Source organism: Lysobacter terrestris, assembly GCF_014489475.1.
Taxonomy (GTDB): domain Bacteria; phylum Pseudomonadota; class Gammaproteobacteria; order Xanthomonadales; family Xanthomonadaceae; genus Agrilutibacter; species Agrilutibacter terrestris.
The window spans coordinates 2,661,578-2,686,193 of sequence record NZ_CP060820.1; the positions used below are offsets into that span (position 1 = coordinate 2,661,578).

Annotated in this window: 25 protein-coding genes and 2 pseudogenes; 9 read left to right on the forward strand and 18 right to left on the reverse strand. The window is 67.8% G+C overall.

Translation table 11 applies throughout. From position 1 onward, the window contains the following. Positions 1-25: 25 nt before the first annotated feature. The gene (rlmB, locus tag H8B22_RS12385; protein ID WP_187711718.1) at positions 26-772 is read left to right on the forward strand and encodes a 23S rRNA (guanosine(2251)-2'-O)-methyltransferase RlmB; all 747 of its coding nucleotides are present in this window, start codon (positions 26-28) and stop codon (positions 770-772) included. Between the two features lie 180 nt (positions 773-952). Continuing rightward, on the forward strand, positions 953-1,270 hold the full coding sequence (gene sugE / locus H8B22_RS12390; RefSeq protein WP_187711719.1) for a quaternary ammonium compound efflux SMR transporter SugE: 318 nt from the start codon (positions 953-955) through the stop codon (positions 1,268-1,270). 96 nt (positions 1,271-1,366) lie between these two features. On the opposite strand, the gene rnt is transcribed toward sugE, so the two are convergent. The 15 genes from rnt to H8B22_RS12465 all read right to left on the reverse strand — a co-directional run bounded on the left by rnt (position 1,367) and on the right by H8B22_RS12465 (position 15,084). After that, positions 1,367-2,044, reverse strand: coding sequence for a ribonuclease T (rnt, locus tag H8B22_RS12395; RefSeq protein WP_187711720.1), 678 nt, complete (start codon positions 2,042-2,044; stop codon positions 1,367-1,369). A gap of 53 nt (positions 2,045-2,097) precedes the next feature. Beyond that, positions 2,098-2,886 (reverse strand): HvfC family RiPP maturation protein, encoded by a 789-nt coding sequence (locus tag H8B22_RS12400; RefSeq protein WP_187711721.1) that lies wholly within the window; start codon positions 2,884-2,886, stop codon positions 2,098-2,100. Then, on the reverse strand, positions 2,873-3,727 hold the full coding sequence (locus H8B22_RS12405; RefSeq protein WP_187711722.1) for an HvfB family MNIO-type RiPP peptide maturase: 855 nt from the start codon (positions 3,725-3,727) through the stop codon (positions 2,873-2,875). Before H8B22_RS12405 ends, H8B22_RS12400 begins: the two co-directional genes overlap by 14 nt. 48 nt (positions 3,728-3,775) lie before the next feature. Then, positions 3,776-4,330 carry an HvfA family oxazolone/thioamide-modified RiPP metallophore gene (locus tag H8B22_RS14880; RefSeq protein ID WP_187711723.1) on the reverse strand — a complete coding sequence of 185 codons (555 nt, stop codon included), beginning with the start codon at positions 4,328-4,330 and terminating at the stop codon, positions 3,776-3,778. Between the two features lie 95 nt (positions 4,331-4,425). Further along, the gene (locus H8B22_RS12415) at positions 4,426-4,941 is read right to left on the reverse strand and encodes an RNA polymerase sigma factor (RefSeq protein ID WP_225876198.1); all 516 of its coding nucleotides are present in this window, start codon (positions 4,939-4,941) and stop codon (positions 4,426-4,428) included. A gap of 189 nt (positions 4,942-5,130) precedes the next feature. Next, positions 5,131-5,835 (reverse strand): phosphate signaling complex protein PhoU, encoded by a 705-nt coding sequence (gene phoU, locus H8B22_RS12420; protein WP_187711724.1) that lies wholly within the window; start codon positions 5,833-5,835, stop codon positions 5,131-5,133. 157 nt (positions 5,836-5,992) lie between these two features. After that, entirely contained in the window at positions 5,993-6,814 is an 822-nt protein-coding gene (pstB, locus tag H8B22_RS12425; RefSeq protein ID WP_225876199.1) for a phosphate ABC transporter ATP-binding protein PstB, read from the reverse strand. Between the two features lie 106 nt (positions 6,815-6,920). Beyond that, complete coding sequence (gene pstA / locus H8B22_RS12430; protein ID WP_187711725.1) at positions 6,921-7,811, reverse strand: phosphate ABC transporter permease PstA; 891 nt, start codon at positions 7,809-7,811, stop codon at positions 6,921-6,923. Beyond that, positions 7,811-8,779, reverse strand: coding sequence for a phosphate ABC transporter permease subunit PstC (pstC, locus tag H8B22_RS12435; protein ID WP_187711726.1), 969 nt, complete (start codon positions 8,777-8,779; stop codon positions 7,811-7,813). Before pstC ends, pstA begins: the two co-directional genes overlap by 1 nt. A gap of 49 nt (positions 8,780-8,828) precedes the next feature. Beyond that, positions 8,829-9,899, reverse strand: a complete 1,071-nt coding sequence (gene pstS / locus H8B22_RS12440; RefSeq protein ID WP_187711727.1) for a phosphate ABC transporter substrate-binding protein PstS — start codon at positions 9,897-9,899, stop codon at positions 8,829-8,831. Between the two features lie 513 nt (positions 9,900-10,412). After that, positions 10,413-11,540, reverse strand: coding sequence for a phosphate ABC transporter substrate-binding protein PstS (pstS, locus tag H8B22_RS12445; protein WP_407060812.1), 1,128 nt, complete (start codon positions 11,538-11,540; stop codon positions 10,413-10,415). 86 nt (positions 11,541-11,626) lie between these two features. Next, complete coding sequence (locus H8B22_RS12450; protein WP_187711729.1) at positions 11,627-12,787, reverse strand: OprO/OprP family phosphate-selective porin; 1,161 nt, start codon at positions 12,785-12,787, stop codon at positions 11,627-11,629. Positions 12,788-13,134: 347 nt separating this feature from the next. Continuing rightward, positions 13,135-13,893 carry an endonuclease III gene (gene nth / locus H8B22_RS12455; protein ID WP_187711730.1) on the reverse strand — a complete coding sequence of 253 codons (759 nt, stop codon included), beginning with the start codon at positions 13,891-13,893 and terminating at the stop codon, positions 13,135-13,137. After that, complete coding sequence (locus H8B22_RS12460) at positions 13,890-14,195, reverse strand: hypothetical protein (protein ID WP_187711731.1); 306 nt, start codon at positions 14,193-14,195, stop codon at positions 13,890-13,892. The genes nth and H8B22_RS12460 overlap by 4 nt, the downstream gene beginning before the upstream one ends. Positions 14,196-14,286: 91 nt before the next feature. Next, on the reverse strand, positions 14,287-15,084 hold the full coding sequence (locus H8B22_RS12465) for an enoyl-CoA hydratase/isomerase family protein (protein ID WP_187711732.1): 798 nt from the start codon (positions 15,082-15,084) through the stop codon (positions 14,287-14,289). Positions 15,085-15,278: 194 nt separating this feature from the next. Between H8B22_RS12465 and H8B22_RS12470 the strand changes: the two genes are divergently transcribed. The 3 genes and pseudogenes from H8B22_RS12470 (at position 15,279) to H8B22_RS12480 (ending at position 17,837) form a co-directional block, all read left to right on the forward strand. Then, positions 15,279-15,980, forward strand: coding sequence for an FKBP-type peptidyl-prolyl cis-trans isomerase N-terminal domain-containing protein (locus H8B22_RS12470; RefSeq protein ID WP_187711733.1), 702 nt, complete (start codon positions 15,279-15,281; stop codon positions 15,978-15,980). A 100-nt stretch (positions 15,981-16,080) separates the two neighbouring features. Beyond that, positions 16,081-16,913: pseudogene (locus H8B22_RS12475) on the forward strand (CoA pyrophosphatase). Between the two features lie 78 nt (positions 16,914-16,991). Continuing rightward, complete coding sequence (locus tag H8B22_RS12480; RefSeq protein ID WP_187711734.1) at positions 16,992-17,837, forward strand: sulfurtransferase; 846 nt, start codon at positions 16,992-16,994, stop codon at positions 17,835-17,837. A gap of 22 nt (positions 17,838-17,859) precedes the next feature. Here the strand turns inward: H8B22_RS12480 and H8B22_RS12485 are convergent, their stop codons facing one another. Next, a complete protein-coding gene (locus tag H8B22_RS12485; RefSeq protein ID WP_187711735.1) occupies positions 17,860-18,633 on the reverse strand; it encodes an enoyl-CoA hydratase/isomerase family protein in 774 nt (257 codons plus the stop codon). A gap of 39 nt (positions 18,634-18,672) precedes the next feature. Here H8B22_RS12485 and H8B22_RS12490 point away from each other — a divergent pair, with 39 nt between their 5' ends. After that, complete coding sequence (locus H8B22_RS12490) at positions 18,673-19,110, forward strand: copper chaperone PCu(A)C (protein ID WP_187711736.1); 438 nt, start codon at positions 18,673-18,675, stop codon at positions 19,108-19,110. Between the two features lie 13 nt (positions 19,111-19,123). Here the strand turns inward: H8B22_RS12490 and H8B22_RS12495 are convergent, their stop codons facing one another. Together H8B22_RS12495 and uvrA are read right to left on the reverse strand one after the other, a co-directional pair. Continuing rightward, on the reverse strand, positions 19,124-19,537 hold the full coding sequence (locus H8B22_RS12495; RefSeq protein WP_187711737.1) for an acyl-CoA thioesterase: 414 nt from the start codon (positions 19,535-19,537) through the stop codon (positions 19,124-19,126). Between the two features lie 11 nt (positions 19,538-19,548). Next, a pseudogene (gene uvrA / locus H8B22_RS12500) lies at positions 19,549-22,413 on the reverse strand (excinuclease ABC subunit UvrA); the annotation flags it as partial. Positions 22,414-22,760: 347 nt separating this feature from the next. Between uvrA and rplU the strand changes: the two are divergent. The 3 genes from rplU to obgE all read left to right on the forward strand — a co-directional run bounded on the left by rplU (position 22,761) and on the right by obgE (position 24,574). Then, positions 22,761-23,072: a 50S ribosomal protein L21 gene (gene rplU, locus H8B22_RS12505; protein ID WP_187711739.1), complete on the forward strand. Its 312-nt coding sequence runs from the start codon at positions 22,761-22,763 to the stop codon at positions 23,070-23,072. Between the two features lie 15 nt (positions 23,073-23,087). Then, positions 23,088-23,348 carry a 50S ribosomal protein L27 gene (gene rpmA / locus H8B22_RS12510; RefSeq protein ID WP_187711740.1) on the forward strand — a complete coding sequence of 87 codons (261 nt, stop codon included), beginning with the start codon at positions 23,088-23,090 and terminating at the stop codon, positions 23,346-23,348. Between the two features lie 134 nt (positions 23,349-23,482). Further along, on the forward strand, positions 23,483-24,574 hold the full coding sequence (obgE, locus tag H8B22_RS12515) for a GTPase ObgE (protein ID WP_187711741.1): 1,092 nt from the start codon (positions 23,483-23,485) through the stop codon (positions 24,572-24,574). Positions 24,575-24,616: the final 42 nt, after the last annotated feature.

The following is a 24,616-nucleotide window of genomic DNA, read 5'->3' on the forward strand; positions in this document are numbered from 1 at the left end:
CCAGGGCCCGCCCTACGGAACCAACATGAGCACCAAACAATGGATCGCCGGCATCAACGCGGTGTCGGCCGCCGTCGAGCATGACGCCGACAACGTACGCGAAGTCCTGATCGAGGCCGGCGCCAAGAACCCGCGCCTGGTCGAGATCGAGGCGCAGGCGCGCCGCAAGGACATCGACGTGCGTCGCGTCGCCACCCAGGCGCTGGACGGCGTCGTCGGCAATCTGCGCCACCAGGGCGTGGTCGCGCGTTATGCCGCGGCCAAGACCTACAGCGAGAACGACCTGCAGGGCCTGGTCGAGGCCGCCGCGGGCAAGGCGCTGGTGCTGGTGCTCGATGGCGTGCAGGACCCGCACAACCTCGGTGCCTGCCTGCGCAGCGCGGCGGCGGCGGGCGCGACCGCGGTGATCTTCCCGAAGGACAAGGCGGTGCAGGTCAACGCGACCGTGCGCAAGACCTCGGCCGGCGCGGCGGACAGCATCCCGGTGATTCCCGCGACCAACCTCTCGCGCACCCTGCGCGACCTGCAGCAGATGGGCGTGTGGATCTACGGCCTCGCCGGCGAAGCCGAGACCTCGTTCTGGTCGCTCGACCTGCGCGGCAACGTCGCGCTGGTGCTCGGCGGCGAATCCGACGGCCTGCGCCGGCTCACGCGCGAGAACTGCGACCAGCTGGTGAAGATCCCGATGCCGGGCGGCAGCGATGTCGAAAGCCTCAATGTCTCGGTGGCGTCGGGCGTGACCTTGTTCGAAGCGGTGCGGCAGCGCGGCTGACCATCTGCCTTGGACGCTATTAAGCAAACCACCGTGTAAGCAAACCACCGTGGTTTGCCATTCCGGGCCGCCCGCGCGGCATCATTGGATCGGCCCGTGAATTGAGTCGCGGGCGGGAAGCGGGACGACCCGCCTCTCCATCATCATCCGGGGACGGCCCCACGTGATTGGAGACACGACATGCCCTGGATCATCCTCGTCCTCGCCGGACTGCTCGAAGTCGGCTGGGCCATCGGCCTGAAATACACCGAGGGCTTCACCCGCCTGTGGCCGTCGATCGGCACGGTCGCCGCGATGGTGATCAGCCTGGGGCTGCTCGGCATCGCGATGAAGTCGCTGCCGGTGGGGACGGCTTACGCGGTGTGGGTTGGCGTCGGTGCCGTCGGCACGGTGATCCTCGGCATCGTCCTGTTCGACGAGCCGTTGAATGCGTTGCGGGTCGGCAGCGTGGTCCTGATCGTGGCCGGGCTGGTCGGGTTGAAGCTGGCGTCGCCGTAGGGACCGTCCAATCGCGCGCGCTGCCTCTTACTTCTCCCCGCGCAGCGGGGAGAAGATGCCCGCAGGGCAGATGAGGGGAGCTCTTGCTGTGCGGGCTCAGACCGCGTGCGAATCGACTTCGTCGGCCGCATCCGGGGGCGGCGACGCCGGCATCTTCAGCATCGGCAAACCGTTGACGATCCGGCAGAACAACTGCGCCGTGCGCTCGGTGTCGTACACCGCCGAGTGCGCGTCCTCGTTGCGCCATTCCAGGCCCGCGGCCTGCACCGCGCGCGACAGCACCGTCTGCCCGTAGGCCACGCCGGCCAGCGACACCGTGTCGAACACGCTGAAAGGGTGGAACGGGCTGCGCTTGTGGCCGACGCGGGCGATCGCCGCGTTGAGGAAGTTGAGGTCGAAGTGCGCGTTGTGCCCGACCAGGATCGCGCGCTGGCAGCCGTGCCGGCGCATCGCCTCGCGCACCGGCGCGAACACGAGGTCGAGCGCGGCGCGTTCTGGCTTGGCGTCGCGGAACGGGTGGTCGAGGATGATGCCGGTGACTGCCAGCGACTTCGGGTCGATGTCGGTGCCGGCGGCCGGTACGACGTGGCTGCTGGTGACGGGGCCGACGAACAACTGCCCGGCGTCGTCGATGTCGATCGGTGCGACCGCGATCTCGAGCAGGGCGTGGCGGTTCCAGTCGAAGCCGCCGGTTTCCACGTCCACCACCACGGGCAGGAAGCCGCGAAAGCGGCTGGCGAGCGGGGATACGGGCTTTTTCGCGGTGTCCTGCATGCGGCCAGTCTAGCCGCACCGGCGGCCGTCACGAAGCCGCGCGGGTGTTTGCGTTACGCGTTGACCGCGTCAAGCCGCGTGCCGAGCAGCGTGCCGTTGTCGCGCATCTGCTCCAGCAACGCCCCGCCCTGGGCCAGGAACGCCGCATCGGCCGCGACACCGGCTTCCTGTGCGAGCGCGACCAGCTGCTCGCGCCCACTCAGCCGCGGCGCCTCGTCGAGGCGCACCAGCAGGCGGAAGGCCAGCGGGCTCAGCTGCGAGAAACGCACGTTGCCGTCGGTTTCGCGGCGCAGCAGCAGGAAGGTCGGGGCGGGGGGCGCTTCGTCCGGCTGGAATTCCGGCCCGAGCCGATGCACCGGCCAGGCATAGGCGAGCGGCCACGCCAGCGGCGAAACGACGGGGGCGCCTTCGAGCAGGTCGCCGTGCGGATCGTGCGCGACGTCCTCGACGCGCGCTTCGGCGATCTGCAGCGCCAGCTCCACCCACTCGTAGTGGGCCAGTTCGCGCAGGAACGGCGGCTCCAGTTGCGGCAGCGATTCGAGGTAGCGCAGCCACTCGCGCGCGATCTCCGGGAACAGCGGCGTCTGCGCGCGGTGGTCGCGATAGAAGTCGCGCACCATCGCCTTCCAGCGCGCCTCGCCCAGCAGCCGGCGCATGACCGGGAAGTTGCCGGCGAGCAGGCTGTCGATGTTGTTGAACAGCAGGTCGCGGTAGATCGCCAGGCGCCGGTCCTCGATGCCGCTGGGCGCCGCGACGTGGCGCGGATCGCGCAGGTGACGGGTGAGCTCGAGCTGTTGCTCGCGCAGGCGCGCGGGCGCCGGGCGCAGGTCAGGCGCCGGCATGGCGCGCCTGCAGCGGGGCATGCGCGCGATCGCGCATCACCGAACGGATGGTGTCGAGTTCGCCGACCAGTTCCGCGTACGGCGGAATGTTGAAGTCGCGTTCCAGCAGCGTGGGGCGCGCACCGAAGCGCGCGTAGGCGGCGCCCAGCAGCTGCCACACCGCGTCCTTGACCGGCGCGCCGTGGGTGTCGACCTTGAGGTCGTCGGCTTCGTCGTAATGGCCGGCGACGTGGATGTAGGCCACGCGTTCGCCCGGCAGCTGCGACAGGAATTCATGGGCGTCGTAGCGATGGTTGATCGCGTTGACATAGATGTTGTTGACGTCCAGCAGCAGGTCGCAGTCGGCTTCGGCCAGCACCGCGTTGATGAAGTCGATCTCGCGCATGCCCTGGTGCGGCGCGGCGTAGTAGGAGACGTTCTCCACCGCGATGCGGCGGCCGACGAGGTCCTGCGTCTGGCGGATGCGCGCGGCGACGTGGTGCACCGCTTCCTCGGTGAACGGGATCGGCAGCAGGTCGTAGAGCTGGCCGTCGTCGGCGCAGTAGCTCAGGTGTTCGCTGTACAGCGCCACGCGGTGGCGATCGAGGAAGCGTCGCACGCGGCCGAGAAAGGTCTCGTCGAGCGGCGCGAACCCGCCCAGTGACAGCGACAGGCCATGGCAGACCAGCGGGTGGCGCGATGCGAGCGCATCGAGCGCATCGCCGAACCGGCCGCCGACGCCGATCCAGTTTTCCGGTGCGCATTCGAGGAAGTCGAAGTCGCCCGGCGCCGCCGACTGCAAGGCGTCGAGCAGCGATCGGCGCAGGCCGAGGCCGGTGCTTCGAGGCGTCAGGGAGTGCATGGGCGCGGTCCGACGGGAGGGACGTCGGTCCCTCCCGTCGTGGTCAGGTCAGGCCATGCCGCCGCACTTGCCTTCGCCGCACTTGCCTTCCATGTCGGCCTTCTTGTCTTCCTTCTTGTCGCCGCCGCACTTGCCTTCACCGCACTTGCCTTCCTTGTGCGCCTTCATCTCGTCGGCGCTGATGAAGCCGTCGTTGTTGGCATCGTGCGCGGCGAACTTGCTGCTGTCGCCGTCGTGCGCGGCGGCGAACTCGGCGGACGAGATCTTGCCGTCCTTGTCGGCGTCCATCTTGTCCATGCCGCACTTGCCTTCGCCACACTTGCCTTCACCGCACTTGCCCTCGGCGTGCTTGCCGGCGCCGCACTTGCCCTCGGCCTGCTTGTCGGCGCCGCACTTGCCTTCGGCCTGCTTGTCGGCACCGCACTTGGCTTCGGTGGCCTTCTTGTCGGCGGCCTTGGCCTCGCCGGACGCCTGCGTGGCGCTGACCATGTAACCGCTGGCGAGGTCGGTCATGGCGAAGGCGGAACCGGACAACGCGAGCCCGCCGACGAGGGCGGCGCCAACGGCGAGGGCGAGCGGTTTGTTGGTCTGCTTGGTGGACATGGTGCGCTCCTGGTTGCTGGTGTTCGGGCAATGCCCGCGGGTCGAGGCCGGCCGAGTATGTACGGAACGGCAGTGAAAATGGATGCAGTGCGGCTTCAGGAATCGAGGTACTCGCGCGCCAGGACCCGGGCGCGATGCAGTCGCGATTTGACCGCCTCGCGGGTCAGGCGCAGCTGCTGCGCCATCTCCTCGATGGTCAGGCCCTCCAGGTCGCGCAGGAGGACGACTTCGCGGTAATGGGCCGGCAGCGATTCCAGCGCCGCGGCCACGTCCTGGCGCCATTCGGCCGGTTCGGGATAGACGATGGGCAGCAGGCTTTCCGGGATCTCCTGGCCGGTGAGCAGCTTGCGCCCGCGCTTGAGGCGGTTGCATTCGCGCTTGACGATGCGGAACAGCCACGAGGTGAAGCATTCGAGTTGGCGCAGGTCGCCGAGCTTGCGCGAGATCAGCAGCAGGCTCTCCTGCACCGCGTCCTCGATGTCGTTGACGATGCAGTGGAACTCGGCGTAGCGGCGCAGGTCCTGGCGCGAGCGCGTGAGCACGCGCTCCAGCGCCGGGCGATCGCCCAGGCGGGCGGCTTCGAGGTCGCCATTGGCCAGCACCAGTTCCACGTCGGTTCGTCGTCCCTAGGGGTGGGGAGGATGCGCGCCGAAAGGGGCGCGCGCATATCCCAAGAGTGGGGGACGGCGGGAAAAGGTGCGCGTGAAGGCGGCATTCACGCCAACATTCAGCAGATGTTTAGCCCGCGGCGGCGGGCAGGGCGCCCGCGCCCGGAGTTTCCGGGCGCGGAGGCGGCGGCGTCAGGCGCCGGTGCTGATCGAATCGTCGCGCTTCTCGCGTGGCGGCAGGGGCTCTTCGCCCTTGACCAGGAACCACACGTTCTCGGCGATGTTGGTGGCGTGGTCGCCGACGCGTTCCATGTTCTTGGCCATGAACAGCAGGTGCGTGCAGCCGGTGATGCTGCGCGCGTCCTCCATCATGTAGGTCAGCAGTTCGCGGAACAGGCCGGTGTAGGCGACGTCGATCTCGGCATCGCGGGCGCGCACGCGCTGGGCGGCCTCGACGTTGCTGTCGCGGTAGGCGGCCAGCGCGTCGCGGACCTGCTGCACGGCGAGCAGGCCCAGTGCGTGCAGGCCGGCGATGTGCGGCAACGGCGGCGCGAGGTTGAGCGCGCGCGAGCGCTTGGCGACGTTGGCGGCGAGGTCGCCGATGCGCTCGATGTCGGCGGCAATGCGGATCGCGGCGAGGATCTCGCGCAGGTCGCGTGCCATCGGCCCGCGCAGCGCGAGCTTCATCACGTCATGGCTGACCTCGTGCTCGAGCGCGTCGATCGCCTCGTCGTTGGCGATGATGCGTTCGGCGGCCTTGTCGTCGCGGCGCTGGACCACGTCGAGCGCGGCTTCCAGCTGCGCGGCGGCCATCTCGCCCATGCGCAGGGTTTCGTCGAGCAGGCGCTTCTGCTCGTCGTCGTAGCTCTTCACGATGTGGTCGTGCATGTTGGTCATACCTGTTGTCGTGTTTCGGGTTCCCTGCGCGAGTCTTGCTGCCGTCCTTGGCGAAACTCTGTCACCTTCGGAGGAGTCCGGCCCGGCCATCCATGGCCGGGCGTTCGGGATCGCAGCCGATGCCGATAGGGCATCGGCTGGGCGCGATCCCTCACCCTCACCCAAACCGGCCGGTGATGTAGTCCTCGGTCTGCTGCTTCGACGGGTTCGAGAAGATCGTCTCGGTCGGGCCGTGCTCGACCAGGTCGCCCAGGTACATGAAGGCGGTGTAGTCGGACACGCGCGCGGCCTGCTGCATGTTGTGGGTCACGATCGCGATCGTGTAGTCCTTCTTCAGCTCTTCGACCAGCTGTTCGATGCGGCTGGTGGAGATCGGGTCCAGCGCCGAGGTCGGCTCGTCGAGCAGCAGCACGTCCGGCTTCAGCGCGACGGCGCGCGCGATGCACAGGCGCTGCTGCTGGCCGCCGGACAGGCCCAGCGCGCTCTGGCCGAGCTTGTCCTTCACCTCGTCCCACAGCGCACCCTGGCGCAGCGCGCTCTCCACGCGGTCGTTCATGTCCGACTTCGACAGCTTCTCGTGGTGGCGGATGCCGTAGGCGACGTTCTCGAAGATGGTCATCGGGAACGGCACCGGCTTCTGGAACACCATGCCGACCTTGCTGCGCAGGCGGTTCATCGGGTACTTCGGGTCGAGGATGTTCTCGCCGTCCAGCAGCACCTCGCCGTGGGCGTTGAGCTTCGGGTACAGCGCGTAGATGCGGTTGAAGACGCGCAGCAGCGTCGACTTGCCGCAACCGGAGGGGCCGATCAGCGCGGTGACGCGCTTTTCCGGGATCTCCAGGTTGATCGACTTCAGCGCGTGGAACTTGTCGTAGTAGAAGTCCAGGCCACGCGCGGCGAGCTTCACCGGCTGCACGGTGGCCGATGCCGCCGCGGCGCTGCGGTCGGGCGTGACTACGTTGAGGCGGGCATCGTTCATGGCGGCGGTGTGTCGGAAGGAAGTGGGGGTGGGCGCTTGCGGGAATCCGTCCATGGCGTCCTCGTTGGCGTGCGGCTCGGTCATGGGCGGGCTGTTCATGGGGGAACTAGTCATTGGCGATCTTGTTGCGCAGCAGGAAGGTGCGCGCGAACAGGCTGACGGCGAGCACGAACAGGGTGAGGACGAGCGCACCGGCCCAGGCGATGGCTTCCCAGTTGGCGAAGCCGCTGCCGGCGAACTTGTACATGACCAGCGGGACCGCGGCCATCGCGCCGCCGAGATCGGTGCTCCAGAACTCGTTGCCGAACGCGGTGAACAGCAGCGGCGCGGTTTCGCCGGAGATGCGCGCCAGCGCGAGCAGGATGCCGGTGACGATGCCGGCCGAGGCGCTGCGGTACAGCACCTGCACGGTCACCTTCCACTGCGGCACGCCCAGCGACAGCGCGGCCTCGCGCATCTGCGCCGGCACCAGGCGCAGCATCTCGTCGGTGGTGCGCACGACCACGGGCAGGACGATGAAGGCCAGCGCCAGTGCGCCGGCGATCGCGGAGAACTTGCCGCCGGTGTTCATCACGAACACCGCGTAGACGAACAGGCCGAGCACGATCGACGGCGCCGACAGCAGGATGTCGTTGACGAAGCGCACCGCCGTGCCGAGCTTGCGGTTGTTGCCGTATTCGGCGAGCCAGGTGCCGGCGGCGATGCCCAGCGGCGTGCCGATCGCGATGCCCAGCGCGCACATCACCATGCTGCCGAAGAAGGCGTTCTTCAGGCCGCCTTCTTCCAGCGGCGGCGGCTGGTTCTGGGTGAACAGCGCCCAGTTCACCCCACCCAGGCCCTTGGACAGCAGGGTCCACAGGATCCAGCCGAGGAAGCACAGGCCGAACAGCGCGGCGACGGATGCCAGGGCGATGGCCATCGCATTGACGATGCGCCGGCGCAGGTAGAGCCGGTCGGCGGCGGACGCGGTGGCGGGGTTGGTGTTCGCGGCGGACATCAGTTGCCCTCCTTGCGGGACAGCTGCAGCAGCATCAGGCGGGCGATGGCGAGCACGACGAAGGTGACGATGAAGAGGACGAAGCCGAGCAGCAGCAGCGCGGAGCGGTAGGTTTCCGTCGCCTCGCCGAAGTCGTTGGCGATCAGCGCGGCGATGGTGGTGCTCGGTTCGAGCAGCGAGGCGGTGAAGCCGACGCTGTTGCCGATCACGAAGGCCACGGCCATGGTCTCGCCCAGCGCGCGGCCCAGGCCGAGGAACACGCCGCCGATCACCGCGGAGCGGGTGTAGGGCAGGACGATGTCCCAGCTCACTTCCCACTTGGTCGAACCCAGCGCGTAGGCCGATTCCTTCAGCCGCGTCGGCACGGTGAGGAAGACCTCGCGCATCACCGAGGAAATGAACGGGATCACCATGATCGACAGCACGATGCCCGAGGTGAGCATGCCGGCGCCGATCGGCGGGCCCTGGAACAGCCGCCCGATCACCGGCAGCGGACCGACGTGCTCGTCGAGCCAAGGCACGATGGTTTCGCGCATCACCGGCATCAGCACGAAGAAGCCCCACATGCCGTAGATGATCGAGGGCACGCCGGCGAGCAGCTCGATCGCCGAGCTGACCGGGCCGCGCAGCCAGCGCGGTGCGACTTCGGTGAGGAAGAAGGCGATGCCGAAGCTCACCGGCACCGCGATCACCATCGCGATGATCGCGGTGACGACGGTGCCGTAGATCGGCACCAGCGCACCGTACTTGTCCTCGACCGGGTTCCAGTCGCTGGAGAAGAAGAAGCTCAACCCCTGTACCTGCAACGCCTGGCGGCCGCCCCATAGCATCGACAGCGCGGCGCCGGCGAGCGCGACCAGCACGAACAGCGCGGTGCCGGTCAGCACCCAGCGGAACAGCTTGTCGTTGCGTGCGTCCTTGACGTCGCGGCTGCTGCTGGTGGTAACGGGGAGGGTGGTGGCGTTCATTCGGATCCGCGGCTGGAGGGCGTCGTTGCTTGCGTGCGGCAGGCGGTTGTCAGTGCTTGAATTCGGCGGCCCAGTACTGCTCGACCTGCGCGACCAGCTCCGCGGGCAGCGGCACGTAGTCGAGCGACTGCGCCTGCGCCTGGCCGTTCTCGAACGCCCACTTGAAGAAGGCGCGGGCGTCGGCGCTGCGCGCGGCGTCGCGCGGCTGCTTGTACATCAGGATGAAATTGGTCGCGGTGATCGGCCACGCCTGCTCGCCCGGTGCATTGGTCATGACCAGGTGGAAGTCCTTCGCGCTCTTCCAGTCGGCGCTCGCGGCGGCCGCGGAGAAGCTCGCCGCCGACGGCTGCACGAACTGGCCCGCCGCGTTCTGCAGCGCGGTGTAGCTCATCTTGTTCTGCAGCGCGTAGGCGAGTTCGACGTAGCCGATCGAGCCCTGGATCTGCTGCACGTAGGCGGCGACGCCTTCGTTGCCCTTGCCGCCGATGCCGGCCGGCCAGTTCACCGTGGTGCCTTCGCCGGCCTTGGCCTGCCACTCGGGGCTGACCTTCGACAGGTAGTTGGTGAGGTTGAAGGTGGTGCCCGAACCGTCCGAGCGGCGCACGACGCTGATCTTGGTCGCCGGCAGCGCCACGCCCGGGTTGACCGCGCCGATCGCGGCGTCGTTCCACATCGTGACCTTGCCCAGGTAGATGTCGGCGAGCAGCGGACCGGTGAGGCGCAGCTTGCCGGCGTCGATGCCGGCGATGTTCACCACCGGCACCACGCCGCCGATGGCGGAGGGGAACTGGCCGAGGCCGGCGGCCGCGAGTTCCTCCGGCGGCAGCGGCTTGTCGGTGGAGCCGAAATCGACCGTGCCGGCCTTGATCTGCGCGATGCCGCCGCCGGAGCCGATCGACTGGTAATTGACCTTGGCGCCGGTGGCCTTGTGGTAGTCGGCCGACCACTTCGACAGCAGCGGGTAGACGAAGCTCGCCCCCGCACCGGTGATGACCGCGGCGGCGTCCCCGCCCGGGGCCTGCGCGTCCTTGCCGGCGGCGGGGGCCGACCCTTGCTGGCACGCGACCAGGGCGAGGGCGGCGGCGAGGCCGAGGAGGGCGATGCGGGCGGGGGATTTCATGGCGCGACTCCGTGGGGCTGGCCCGGGCCAGCTGGCGTCGCTATGAAATGATGTTTTTGTTACAGGGGAATGACATGTGGCTGTAACGCCAGTGTCATCGGGGGTTGCGCCGCCTGGGCCGGGGGCGTGGGCGGGCTGAATCCGGCCGCGCACGGGCGAAAACCGGTCGCGGGCGAGTGCGAGTCCGCTCGCGCACGGGCAGGAACCGGTCGCGAACGAGTGGAATCCGGCCGCGCACGGGCGAAAACCGGTCGCGGGCGAGTGCGAATCCGCTCGCACGCGGGCAGGAACCGGTCGCGAGCGAGCGGAAATCGCCCGCGCACCGCCGAAAACCGGTCGCTCGCGAGCGTGAATCCGCTCGCGCGCGGGCAAAAACCGCTCGCCGGAGGCCGGAATCCGCTCGCGCCCGCGCGGCACCGGCCCGGCCCAAGGCACCCCGCTCCCCGCAGCGGCGCGCCCAACAAAAAAGGCGGGCCCGAGGGCCCGCCTTTCCTGCACACGGATCCTTGCGGATCAGAACTTCATGTTCTGCGCCCAGTAGGCCTGGACCTGCTTCACCAGCGAATCCGGCAGCGGCACGTAGTCCAGCGCCTTGGCCTGGCTGTCGCCGTTGGCGTAGGCCCAGGTGAAGAACTCCTTGGCGTTCTGCGCGCCGGCGGCGTTCTTCGGCTGCTTGTACATCAGGATGAAGTTGGTGGCGGTGATCGGCCACGACTTCTCGCCCGGGGCGTTGGTCATGACCAGGTAGAAGTCCTTGGCGTTCGCCCAGTCGGCGTTCGCGGCGGCGGCCTGGAAGGTGTCGTCCGACGGCAGCACGTAGTTGCCGGCGGCGTTCTTCAGGCGCGAATAGGCCATCTTGTTCTGCAGCGCGTACGACAGCTCGACGTAGCCGATGCCGCCCTTGATCTGCTTCACGTAGGCGGCAACGCCTTCGTTGCCCTTGCCGCCGATGCCGGTCGGCCACTTCACCGCGGTGCCTTCACCGACGCTGCTCTTCCACTCCGGGCTGACCTTGGACAGGTAGTTGACGAAGTTGAAGGTGGTGCCCGAACCGTCCGAACGGTGCACGACGGTGATCTTGGCATCGGGCAGCTGCACGCCGCTGTTGAGCGCGACGAGCGCCGGGTCGTTCCACTTGGTGACCTTGCCGAGGAAGATGTTGGCGAGGGTCTCGCCATCGAGCTTCAGCGCGCCCGAGGCGACGCCCGGCACGTTGATCACCGGCACCACGCCGCCGATCACCGACGGGAACTGGGCGAGGCCGAACTTGGCCAGCTCTTCCGGCTTCAGCGGGGCGTCGGACGAACCGAAGTCCACCGTCGCCGCCTTGATCTGGGCGATGCCGCCGCCCGAGCCGATCGACTGGTAGTTGACCTTCTTGCCGGTGGTCTTGGCGTACTCGGCCGACCACTTCGACATGATGGGGTAGACGAACGAAGCGCCGGCGCCGGTGACGTCGGCAGCGAAAGCGTTGGCCGCGAAGGTCGTGGCGACTGCCAGCGCGGCGACTCGGAACTTGAGGGTCTTGAACACGAATGGGCTCCTGGAGAGAAACGACGGGCCGAGCCCGTTCGCCGTGCATTGCATAACGGTTCGATGACAGCAGCACGTCACAAATGTTGCAGACGGGTGACAGCGCATCGGGCAGGGCGGCGAGCAGGCGAAAAAAAATGGGGCGCGGTTGAGCCGCGCCCCACAAGAAGGGGATTCCGGAGAGAGAACTGCGCTTACCAGTAGAACTGCATGCGGGCTTCGATCACGTCCGGGTTGTCCTCGAGGACACCCTTTTCCTGCTGGACCTTCACGTAGTTCAGCATGAACTTGAAGTTGGAACGCCAGTACCAGTTGACGCCGGCGGTGATGCTGTCCATCTCGCCGCCGACGACAGCACCGTCGGTCAGGTCGATGGTGTCGTAGCGCAGGCCCAGCTGCCACATGCCCTTGGCCGGATCGTCCGGCAGGCCCGTGACCGGCGTGCCGGCCTTGTAGCCCCAGGTCTCGCCGGTGACGTTCCACAGGCCCGAGACGTAGTAGCCGTCGCCGCTGAAGTCATCGAAGCTGCCGTAGCGCTTGACGTCGATGTTCATGTACTCGGCCTGCAGCTTGAACGGGCCGTGGATCCACAGGCCTTCTGCGCCCATGGTGCTGGCGCGGTCGCTGGCGCGCAGGTTGCCGGTGTCGACGAAGCGGGTGCCGACCATGTCGGCCATCGGACGGGCGCGCAGGCGGATGGCGTCGGCGTCGGTGTCCTTGTCGATGTACGACGCGCCGAAGTGCAGGACGTTGCCCTGCTCGTTGATCGGGGCGAAGTAGCCGCGCAGGGCGTAGCCGCTGCCGTGCTCGCGGTTGCGGGTCAGTTCGCGGCCGAAGTAGCTGCCGGTGATGCCCCAGTTGGTGTCACCGTAGTTGTACTGGATGCCGACGCGGCGCGGGGTGCCCAGCGAGTTGGTGATCGACGACTTGGAGACGAAGTCGTTGTTCTTGGTCGACGACAGCTCTTCCATCGTCGCGCCCGGCTGCTTGAACTGGCCGACCTGGACGAAGTGGTTGGCGTTGTTGCCGAACTTGTACTTGACGTTGGCGTCGAGGAACTTGTCGTCCTTGGCGTCGTAGCCGAGCACCCACTCGAAGTTGCCCGGGCCCTTGCCCTTGAGCACGAGTTCGGCGCGGCGCAGTTCCTGCAGGTATTCCTGGCCGTCCAGGTCGGACGCCGAGTCGACGCCGTAGTCGATGTTGTCGACGTTGAAGTCGTAGAAGTCGGCCTGGACCAGGCCCTCGAAGGAGACTTCCGAACCGCCGATGACGTCGAGCGCGACTTCGGCGTGGGCGGCCGGCGCCACCAGCGCGGCCAGCAGGGCAACGGACAGGGTGCTGCGGGAGAGTTTCATGGAATTGGCCCTTAGGGCGTGGAGAGGACCCGCGCAGGCTAATTAGTGAAGATTGCGTAAATGTGACAACGCTGACTTATTTCGTGGGGGTGACGGTTCGGTGACCGGCTGCCCCTCATCCGTCCTTCCCTCAGCGGCCTGCTGGCCGCTTCGACCTTCTCCCCGCAAGCGGGGAGAGGGAGTCATCACGTGCGCTGCCCTGGTGTCGTATCCCTCGCCCCGCTTGTGGGGTGAAGGAGGGCGCTTGTGCGCCACTGGCGCACGCCCGACTGAACGCCCTTGCGCTATGCGCAAGGGCTGGGGGCGCAGCGAGGGACAGCGCCGCGCGGGCGCGGGGTGAGGGGCCGTCAGCGCGTAGCCGGCACCGGCTCGCCCGGCGTCTTGTCCGGGAACCGGCACAGGTCGCGGATCGCGCAATGCGGGCAATCCGGCTTGCGCGCCTTGCAGACGTAACGGCCGTGCAGGATCAGCCAGTGGTGGGCGTCCTGCAGGTACTGCGGCGGAACCGTCTTCTCCAGCCCGGCTTCGACCGCGCGCACGTCCTTGCCCGGTGCGAGCCCGGTGCGGTTGGCGACGCGGAAGATGTGCGTGTCGACCGCGATCGTCGGTTCGCCGAAGGCGGTGTTGAGCACGACGTTGGCGGTCTTGCGGCCCACGCCGGGCAGCGCTTCCAGCGCGGCACGATCGCGCGGTACCTCGCCGTCGTGTTGCGCGAGCAACTGGTGCGCCATCGCCACCACGTTCGCGGCCTTGGTGTTAAACAGGCCGATCGTGGCGATGTACGGCTTCAGTCCGTCCACGCCCAACGCCGCGATCGCGGTGGGCGTATTGGCGACGGGGAACAGCTTGCGCGTCGCCTTGTTGACGCCGACGTCGGTCGCCTGCGCGGACAGGGTGACGGCGACCAGCAATTCGTAGGGCGTGCTGTATTCGAGTTCGGTCGTCGGCGCGGGGTTGAGCTCGGCCAGGCGCGCGAACAGCTCCTCGACTTCGGCCGGGGACAGCCGCTTGCTGCTGCGCGGCGTCCGCGGCGTCCGCGGCTTCGATGGCTTCGCCGCAGCCTTGCTTGCGGCGCGCTTGCTTGTCGTCTTGCGCGGCGCGCTCATGGCTTGCGGCGTTCCGCCGCACGGGCCTTCGCGCGCGCCAGGGCCGCGGCGGCGGCGGACGGCAGCGCCGGTTGCGCATCGGTGCCGGGCAATGCCGTAGGCGCAGTGCGCGCTGCCTGCCGTTCCTGCGCGCGGCGCGTGAGGCGCAGCTCGCGTGCGCGGTGGCGTTCGCGCGCGGCGAGTGCGCTCAGCCGCGCGTCGCGTGCGAGCGCCACGGTCGCCGTGCACGCATCAGCGCAGTGCCCGCACGGCACCCAGTCGAGCAGGCCCGCCGCGATCGCGGCGTCCAGGTCGTCGTCCATGAGCGCCGCGGCGATAGCGTGCTGCGGCGATCGCGCGCTGCATCGGCAGGCGGGGCAGGCGAAGTCGGTCATCGGTACGCGATGAGGCCGATCAGGCGCCCTTGAACTCCGGCTTGCGCCGTTCCAGGAACGCCGACGTGCCTTCGCGCATGTCCTGCGTCGAGAACACCAGGCCGAACTGCGCCGATTCGAATTCGAGGCCTTCCTCGATGCCGCATTCGCCGCCGATGTTGATGCAGTCGATCATGCCGCGCAGCGCAAGCGGTGCCGCGGTGGCGAACTGCTCGGCCAGCTTCATGGTTTCGGCTTCCAGTTCCGCCGCCGGCACCACGCGGTTGACGATGCCCAGCTGCGCTGCGCGCGCGGCGTCGATGGGCGCGCCGGTGAGGCACAGTTCCAGCGTCGCGGCGCGCCCGGCCAGGCGCAGCAGGCGTTGCGTGCCGCCGAAGCCGGGGATGAGGCCCAGGTTGATTTCCGGCTGGCCGACCTTCGCGGTATCGGCGGCGATGCGCAGGTGGCAGCACATCGCCAGCTCCAGGCCGCCGCCGAGGGCGAAGCCGTTGACCATGGCGATAACCGGCTTGGGCATGCGCTCCACGCGCCGCATCATGCGGGTGCCGCGCAGCGAGAAGTCGCGTCCCTGCACGGGCGTGAGCGAGTTCATCTCGGCGATGTCCGCGCCGGCCACGAAGGCCTTGGGGCCGGTGCCGGTCAGCACGACCACGCGCACGGCCGGATCGTCCGCGGCGGCATCGAACGCCGTGTGAAGGGCATCGAGCGTGGCGGCGTTGAGCGCGTTCAGCTTGTCGGGGCGGTTGACCGCGATGACGCGGATCGCGCCCCGGTCGGTGACGCTGATGGGGGCGGCGGAAGGGGTGGTTTCGGTCATGGCGTATGGCTTTTTCATGCCTGCGCGGAACTCCGCGCGGGCCTCGGGGTCATAGGGGAGGCGTCAGTGGCGGTTAAGCCCTGCCGCCGTTATCCTAGCGCGCCCTCGAGGTCAACCGGTCGGGTTATCAGAAAGGGCATGTCAGTTTGCCGGGCGGCGCAGGCCGCCTTCTTTTCATAATGAGGTTTCAACGAATGAAGTTGCGTCTGATTGCTGCCGCCGTAGCGGCTCTGCTCCTCGCCGGCAATGCTGTCGCGCAGGATACTTCGACCGAGAAAGGGAAGCTGAGCTACGCGCTGGGTTATGACCATGGCGTCAAGCTGGCCGAACTGATCGCAACGGGCGAACAGCTGGATTCGGTGGCCGTCGCCAAGGGCGTCCAGGATGCGATGGCCAAGAAGCCGACCGCGATTCCCGAAGACCAGTTGCGCCCCGCCTTTGAGAATTTCCAGAAGCGCCAGGTCGCGCGCATGCAGAAGGCCAAGGCCGACTGGGACAAGGCCGCCGCAACCAACAAGACCAAGAGCGACAGCTTCGTTGCCGCAAACAAGGCCAAGTCGGGCGTCAAGTCGCTGCCGAGCGGCGTTCAGTACCGCGTGATGGAGACCGGCAACGGCGCCAAGCCGACTATGGCCAGCACCGTGCAGCTGGAAGTTTCCGGTCCTTTTGCGTTCGGTGAGCGCCCGAATCCGCTGCCTGCTGCGGGCCAGGTCCCGGGCATCAAGCTCAGCGAGATCGAAGTCGCTGCCATGCGCGAAGTGCTGATGCAGATGCCGGCCGGTTCCAAGTGGGAAGTCACGCTGCCGGCCGACAAGTACATGGGCAATAACCCGGCCAGCCGCTTCCCGCCGAACGTGGCGGTGCAGTTCGAGATCAAGCTGGTCAGCGTCAAGTAAGCACGAAGACCGGTTTTACTAGCTCGCTTCACACATTGCGCCGGCCCCGTGCCGGCGCAATGCGTTTCATCACCCGCAAAACCTCCGTAAACTCGCGGCAATGACCACTTACTTCCGCGCCGTGCTCAGCCCCTGTGTCGGCGTTTGTTCCCTCGGCGACGACGGCCTGTGCGACGGTTGCCACCGCACCACCGCCGAGATCGCGCGCTGGTCGCAGATGAACGACGACGAGCGCCTGCAACTCATGGAAGCGGTGTTGCCCGAACGCGAGTCGCGGCGCGGGTGAGCGACGCCGTCGCCCCGCTCGCACGCATTGCTGCCGCGCTGCATCCGCTGCGCGATGCGCCGACCGGCGATGGCTGGAACCACGACGAGATCATCGACCTGCTGCCGGAAGGCCATGTGCTGGTGCCGGCGGCGGTGCTGGTCGGGCTGGTGCCGCGCGCCGACGGCCTGCAGGTGTTGCTGACCCGTCGCACCGATGTGCTGCGCAACCATGCCGGGCAGGTCAGTTTTCCCGGTGGCCGCGTGGAGCCGGACGATGCCGATGCCATTGCCGCGGCGCTGCGCGAGGCATTCGAGGAGGTCGGTATCGCGCCGGCGCAGGTCGCGCCGCTCGGCTACCTCGATGTGTTCACCACCATCACAGGGTTTCGCGTCCTGCCCGTGGTGGCGACGATCACCGCCGACTACGTGGCCAATCCGGATCCGAACGAAGTCGCCGACGTGTTCGAAGTGCCGCTGGCGTTCCTGCTCGATCCCGCCAACCTGGCCAGCCGGGCGCTGGAGCATCGCGGCCGCGTGCGCCAGGTCTGGGAGTTCAGCTACCCCTCGCAACGGATCTGGGGCGTCACCGCGGCGATCCTGTTGAACCTGCGCGAACGTCTGGTTGCGAGTGGCGGACTCGCCGGCAGCCAGATGCGTCCGGAATAGCACTGCGGATTCGTTGCTGAATAGAATCGCCGAAAGCGTCTACCCCGAATCGCCCGATCGAAACTGGAGAACGTGCCCATGGCCTGGACCACGCTGGTGCCCGCCGAAACCCTGGCCGTCGCGCTGGAGCGACCGGACCTCGTCATCGTCGATTGCCGGTTCTCCTCGGCCAGTCCCGGCGCCGGCGAGTTCGCCTACGAACACTCGCACCTGCCGGGCGCCGTGTATGCCCATCTCGAACGCGACCTGTCCGACATGGGGGCGCGTGGCAACGGCAACGGCCGGCATCCCTGGCCCAGTGCCGAGGCGTTCACCGCGAAGGTGGGGCAGTGGGGCATCCAGCCGCACCACCAGATCGTCGCCTACGACGACGCCGACGGTGCGATGGCCGCGCGTTTCTGGTTCCTGATGCGCGCGTTGGGTCACCCGAAGGTGGCCGTGCTCGACGGCGGCTGGAAGCGCTGGAACGAGCTGCGCCTGCCGGTGAATTCCGATCCGGTGCGGCGCCGCGCGACGACGTACGCCGCACGCTTCGATGATTCGCTCCTGCTCGATGCCGCGCAGGTGCAGGCGCGGCTCGCGGAGGGCGAATTGCTGGTCGATGCGCGGCCGGCCGACCGCTTTCGTGGCGAGAACGACTTCATGGATCGCGTGCACGGCCATGTGCCGGGCGCGGTGAACCGTCCCTACGGCGAGAACATGCACGAGGGCCGCTTCAAATCCCCGGCCCAGCTGGCCGATGCGTTCCGCGCGCTGCTCGACGGCCGGTCGCCGCGACAGGCGATCATGATGTGCGGATCGGGCGTCACCGCCTGCCACAACCTGCTGGCGCTGGAGCGCGCCGGCATGCCGGGCGCGAGGCTGTACGCCGGTTCGTGGAGCGGGTGGATCGAGGACCCGCAGCGTCCCATCGAAACCGGCTGATACGAGACGCTGCTGATCCGGTTTACTTGCCCAGTCGCGCGACCAGGGCTTTGAGGCCGGCCTGGGTGTCGGGGTCCGTCCACGCGTCGATGAAGCGTTCCAGCTGGATGTTCTGCGGCGCGAGCGCGGCCACCAGGTCGGCGCGTGAGATGGCCCGCGTCGTCAGCACCGGCTGGCGCGGCAGCTTCAGCAGCGAACGCAGCCACGCGACCGAGCGTGCGACCACCTGGTCGGCGGCGACGAGTTCGTCGACCAGGCCGATGGCGAGGGCGCGTTCGGCGTCCACCAGGTCGCCGGTGGCGAGCAGGACGCCGGCGCGGTGCTTGCCGACGGCGCGTTCCATCAGTTGCTGGATGCCTGTCGGCGCGACCAGTCCGACCTGGGTCTCGTTCAAGCCGATCCGGAACGGCCGCGCCGGATCGTCGGCCTTCGCCATCACCCGGTAATCGCAGCACAGAGCGAGCACGCAGCCGCCGGCGGGTGCATGCCCGGTGAGCGCCGCGACGACCGGCACCGGGGAATCGGCCAGCGCACGGATGGCATCGAAGAACGCGCCCCAGCCCGCGAGCAACGCCGCGCGGTCGTCGCCCAGCGAAAGCAGGTAGGGAACGTCCAGCCCCGCGGAGAACACCTTGGCATTGCCGGACAGCACCAGGCCCTTCGCGCCTTGCGCGACGGCGTCGCCGATGGCGCCCTGCAGGGCGCGGCACAGGTCCGGGTCCAGCGCATTGACCGGCGCGCGCGCCAGGCGGAGTTCGAGGATGTCGTCGTCGTGACGGATGGTTTCGATGGCCATGGGTGAAGGCGTCCAGGAATCAGTCGTTATCATAGGCGCATGAAACTGCTCCGGGCCGCCGTCTTCGCTTCCTGCCTTGCCTTCGCGTTGCCTGCGTGCGCGCGTGAATGCGCGCCGCGATTGCAGGATGGATGGATCCGGCTCACGCCTGTGAAGATGCCGATGATGGCCGGCTTCGGCCGCATCGATAACCCGTGCCCGGCGCCGGTGACGATCACGGGTGCGAGCAGCCCGTCGTTCGGCGACGTGTCGTTGCACGAAACCCGCGTCGTCGGCGGCGTCAGCCGCATGCGCGCGTTGCCGCAGCTGCGCATCGCCCCCGGCGAAGCCGGCGTGCTCAAGCCCGGCGGCATGCACCTGATGCTGATGCAGCCGCGCGTGCCGCTGAAGGAAGGCAGTCGCGTCGTGGTCGAGTTCGTGCTGGCGGATGGCAGCGTGCTGCGCGGCGAGCTGGAAGTGCGCAAGCCGGCGCCCTGAGGCACCAGCCGGTTTACGCCATCGCGGTGCGGACCGCTTCCGGCAGGGGAATGGGCCGGCCGCTGGCGCGATCGATCCAGACCACGACGACATGGCCGTCGCAATACAGCGTGCTGCCGTCTTCGGACACGATCCGATGGCCGATGGTGACGCTGCTGCTGCCGAGTCGGTCGGTGAACAGTTCGACCACGACGGCCGACGGATATGGAATCGGCATCCGGTAGTTCAGTTGCACCGCCGCCAGCAGTGGCGCCATCGTCTCGTCCACCCATACGCCGCCCCAGCTGGCGAACCAGCGGATGCGCGCTTCCTCCAGATAGGTGAGGAAGTTGGAGTTGTTGACGTGGTTGAAGGCGTCCAGGTCGCGCCAGCGCAGCGCGACGGGCATGCGGAACAGCACGGGCTTGTCGGCGGGGTCGGTGCTCATGCGGCGCTCTTCCTCTTCGCGGGCTTGCGGGCGGTTTCGCCGGGCGTGATGCCGAGCAGCGGCGCGAGGAAGCGTCCGGTGTGCGAATGCGGCAGCTGCGCGATCTGCTCCGGCGTGCCGGTGGCGAGGATGGTGCCGCCGCGATGGCCGCCTTCGGGCCCCAGGTCGATGACCCAGTCCGCGGTCTTGATCACGTCGAGGTTGTGCTCGATCACCACCACCGTGTTGCCGTCGTCGCGTAGCCGGTGCAGCACGGCGAGCAGGTGCTCGATGTCGTGGAAGTGCAGGCCGGTGGTGGGCTCGTCGAGGATGTAGAGCGTGCGGCCGGTGTCGCGGCGCGAGAGTTCTTTCGACAGCTTGACGCGCTGCGCTTCGCCGCCGGAGAGCGTGGTCGCGCTCTGGCCGAGCTTGATGTAGCTCAGGCCGACGTCCATCAGCGTCTCGAGCTTGCGCGAAATCGAAGGGATCGCCTCGAACAGGCTCAGCGCATCCTCGACGGTCATCTCCAGCACGTCGTTGATGTTGTAGCCCTTGTAGAGGATCTCCAGCGTCTCGCGGTTGTAGCGCTTGCCGTGGCAGACGTCGCAGGGCACGTACACGTCGGGCAGGAAGTGCATCTCGACCTTGATCAGGCCGTCGCCCTGGCAGGCCTCGCAGCGGCCGCCACGCACGTTGAAGCTGAAGCGGCCGGCGGCGTAACCGCGCGCACGCGCCTCGGGCACCTGCGCGAACAGTTCGCGCAGCGGGGTGAACAGGCCGGTGTAGGTCGCCGGGTTCGAACGCGGCGTGCGGCCGATCGGCGACTGGTCGATGTCGACGACCTTGTCCCACAGGTCGAGGTTCTCGTGCGAGTGGAACGGCGCCGGCGTGTGCGAGGCGCCGTTGAGCTCGTTGGCCGCGATCGAGAACAGGGTGTCGTTGATCAGCGTCGACTTGCCCGAGCCGGAAACGCCGGTGATGCAGGTGAACAGGCTGGCGGGGATCGCCAGGTCGACGTCCTTGAGGTTGTTGCCGGTGGCGCCGCGCAGGTGGAAGGTGCTCTTCGGATCGGGCTTGTGGCGCTTGCCCGGCACTTCGATCTGCTTCTTGCCGCTGAGGTATTGGCCGGTCAGCGAACGCGGCGCCTTCAGCACGTCGGCGAGCTGGCCCTGCGCCACGACTTCGCCACCGTGCACACCCGCGCCCGGGCCGATGTCGACGACGTGGTCGGCCAGGCGGATCGCGTCCTCGTCGTGCTCGACCACGATCACGGTGTTGCCGAGGTCGCGCAGGCGGGTGAGGGTGCCGAGCAGGCGCTCGTTGTCGCGCTGGTGCAGGCCGATGGACGGCTCGTCGAGCACGTACATCACGCCGACCAGGCCCGCGCCGATCTGCGAAGCCAGGCGGATGCGCTGCGCCTCGCCGCCCGAAAGCGAATCGGCCTTGCGTTCGAGGGTCAGGTAATCGAGGCCGACGTCGACCAGGAAGCGCAGGCGGTCGGTGATTTCCTTGACGATCTTGATCGCGATCTCGCCGCGCCAGCCGGGCAGGTTGAGTGCCTTGAAGAACGCCAGTGCCTCGTCGATCGGCAACACCACGATCTGCGGCAGCGGTTTTTCGGCGACGAAGACGTTGCGCGCGGCGCGGTTGAGGCGCGCGCCGTGGCATTCGGTGCAGGAGCGCTCGCTGATGTACTTGGCCAACTCCTCGCGGACCGCGGCGGATTCGGTTTCCTTGTAGCGCCGCTCCAGGTTGGGAACGATGCCCTCGAACCGATGCTTGCGCTGGTGCTTGGTGCCGCTCTCGCTGGTGTAGTTGAAGGTGATCAGGTCGTCGCCGCTGCCGAACAACACGGCGTCGCGTACCTTCTTGTCGAGCGTCTGCCATGGCGTGTCGACGCTGAACTTGTAGTGCTTGGCCAGCGACTGGATCAGGGCGAAGTAATAGGCGTTGCGGCGATCCCAGCCGCGCACGGCGCCGGCCGCCAGCGACAGCTCCGGATGTACCACCACGCGCGAGGGGTCGAAGAACTGCGCCACGCCGAGGCCGTCGCAGGTCGGGCAGGCGCCGACCGGCGAGTTGAACGAGAACAGGCGCGGTTCCAGTTCCGGCAGCGAGTAGTCGCAGACCGGGCAGCTGTACTTGGACGAGAATAGCTGTGGTTCTGCATCGGGTTTGTCGAGCGAGTGCACGGCGGCCATGCCATCGCCGAGCTTGAGCGCGGTCTCGAACGATTCGGCCAGGCGTTGCTTGATGTCGTCGCGCGGCTTGAAGCGGTCGATCACCGCTTCGATGGTGTGCTTGACGCGCAATGCCAGCGGCGGCACCGCGTCGATCTCGTACAGCGCGCCGTCCACGCGCACGCGCACATAGCCCTGCGCGCGCAGCTGCTCGAAGATCTGCGCGTGCTCGCCCTTGCGCTCGCGTACCACCGGGGCAAGCAGCATGTAGCGCTGCTCGGGGTCGAGGGTCAGCACCTGGTCGACCATCTGGCTGACGGTCTGCGCCTCCAGCGGGTAGTGGTGGTCCGGGCAGCGCGGCGTGCCCACGCGCGCATAGAGCAGGCGCAGGTAGTCGTAGATCTCGGTGATCGTGCCGACGGTCGAGCGCGGGTTGTGCGAGGTCGCCTTCTGCTCGATCGCGATCGCCGGCGACAGGCCCTCGATGTGGTCGACATCGGGCTTCTCCATCACGCTGAGGAACTGGCGGGCGTAGGCCGACAGCGACTCGACGTAGCGGCGCTGGCCCTCGGCGTAGATCGTGTCGAAGGCCAGCGAGGACTTGCCCGAGCCGGACAGCCCGGTGATGACGATCAGCTTCTCGCGAGGCAGGTCGAGATCGATATTTTTGAGGTTATGCGTCCGCGCGCCGCGGATGCGGATGAAATCCAGCGCCATTGATGTGGGGATCCGGGGGCGAACAGGGGAGCGTAGCGAGACGGTGAAATGGGGGCAAATGGCCCCATTCCCCAGCCTGCGGGCAGGCGGTCGCGGATCCTGCGACTGGATCCGCCCAGCGGGTTCAGCCATGCCGCCGGGGACGTTGGGGCTGGGCAAGGCGACCCGGTGTGGCCCGCTCGGGGGTATGGGGTCCAGTGCCCGGGGCAGGCCGGGAGCCGCCCGCGGGCCCGCGGGCCCGGGGTCAGGGCTGGTTGACCCTAACTCCCTGAAACCTATAGAATTCCGCTTCTGTCCGCCCACGAGGGCGCGGCAGGCGACCAAAATAACTACAGAGGAATCTGGTCATGTCGTATGCAGTTGTACTTACCGGCGGTAAGCAATACCGCGTGATGAAGGGTGAAACCCTTCGCGTTGAGCTCCTCGAAGTCGAAGCCGGCAGCGAGATCAAGCTCGACAACGTGCTGATGATCGGCGATGGCGAAACCATCAAGATCGGCGACGCGCTCAAGGGCGCTTCGGTCAGCGCGAAGGTGATCGGCCACGGCCGCGCCGACAAGGTGCGCATCGTGAAGTTCCGTCGCCGCAAGCACCACCGCAAGCAGATGGGTCACCGTCAGCACTACACCGAAATCGAAATCACCGGCATTGCCGGCTAAGCAGGAGAAGCAGCCATGGCACACAAAAAGGGCGTAGGTTCCTCGCGCAACGGCCGCGACTCCAACCCGAAGTATCTGGGCGTCAAGATCTACGGCGGCCAGGCTATCGAAGCCGGCAACATCATCGTGCGTCAGCGCGGTACCAACTTCCACCCGGGTTCGGGCGTCGGCCTCGGCCGCGACCACACCCTGTTCGCGCTGGTGGACGGCAAGGTCGAGTTCTCGACCAAGGGCCCGAAGAAGCGCCGCACGGTCAGCATCGTCACCGCCGAGTAAGGCGCGAGCGATGTGACGAAGGGCCCCGCTTCGGCGGGGTTTTTCGTTTCTGCCCGACGGAAGCGGCGGTGCGCAAAAGCGCTAAGCTCCCCCGTCGATCTTGACTTCCCTCTTATCGATTCCCGGTCAACCCCATGAAACTCGTCGACGAAGCCGAAATCCAGGTCATCGCAGGTGACGGCGGCAACGGCTGCGTCGGTTTCCGCCGCGAGAAGTTCATTCCGCTCGGCGGCCCCGACGGCGGCGACGGTGGCGACGGCGGCAGCGTCTGGCTGCTCGCCGACGAGAACCTCAACACGCTCGTCGACTTCCGCCACCAGAGCAAGTTCAAGGCCAAGCGCGGCGAGAACGGCATGGGCCGGCAGATGTACGGCAAGGCCGGCGACGATCTCACCATCACCGTGCCGGTCGGCACCGTGGTGATGAACGTCGAGACCGACGAGGTCATCGGCGACCTCACCCAACACGGCGAGCGCCTGCTGGTGGCCAAGGGCGGCAAGGGCGGCCTGGGCAACATGCACTTCAAGAGCTCGATCAACCGCTCGCCGCGCAAGGCGCTGCCCGGTCTCCCGGGCGAGGAGCGCGTGCTCAAGCTCGAACTGAAGCTGCTGGCCGACGTGGGCCTGCTCGGCTTCCCGAATGCCGGCAAGAGCACCTTCATCCGCGCCGTGTCGGCGGCGACGCCGAAGGTGGCCGACTATCCGTTCACCACGCTGTATCCGAACCTCGGCGTGGTCAGCATCGAGCACCACCGCAGCTTCGTGATCGCCGACATCCCGGGCCTGATCGAAGGCGCGGCCGATGGCGCCGGTCTGGGCACGCAGTTCCTCAAGCACCTGCAGCGCACCCGCCTGCTGCTGCACTTGGTCGACATCGCGCCGATGGAAGGCGGGGTGGAAGGCATCAACCCGGCCGACCAGGTGCGTGCGATCGAGCGCGAGCTGGAAAAGCACGACCCCGAACTGCTCGACAAGCCGCGCTGGCTCGTGCTCAACAAGGCCGACCTGCTGCTGGAAGAGGAGCAGCAGGAAGCCGCGCAGGCCATCATCGACGAGCTGGGCTGGAAGGATCGCTGGTATCTGGTGTCCGCCATTGGCCGCGAGAACACCTGGCCGATCATGCTCGACGTGATGCGCTTCTTCGACGAGCTCAAGCTGGCCGAGCACGAAGCCGCCGACGAGGCCGCCTTCCGCGCGCAGGCGGGCGGCTCCTTCGATGAGGCCTGAAGTGGCCTCGTTCGCGGGCAGCAAAAAGGCCCCGCACATGAC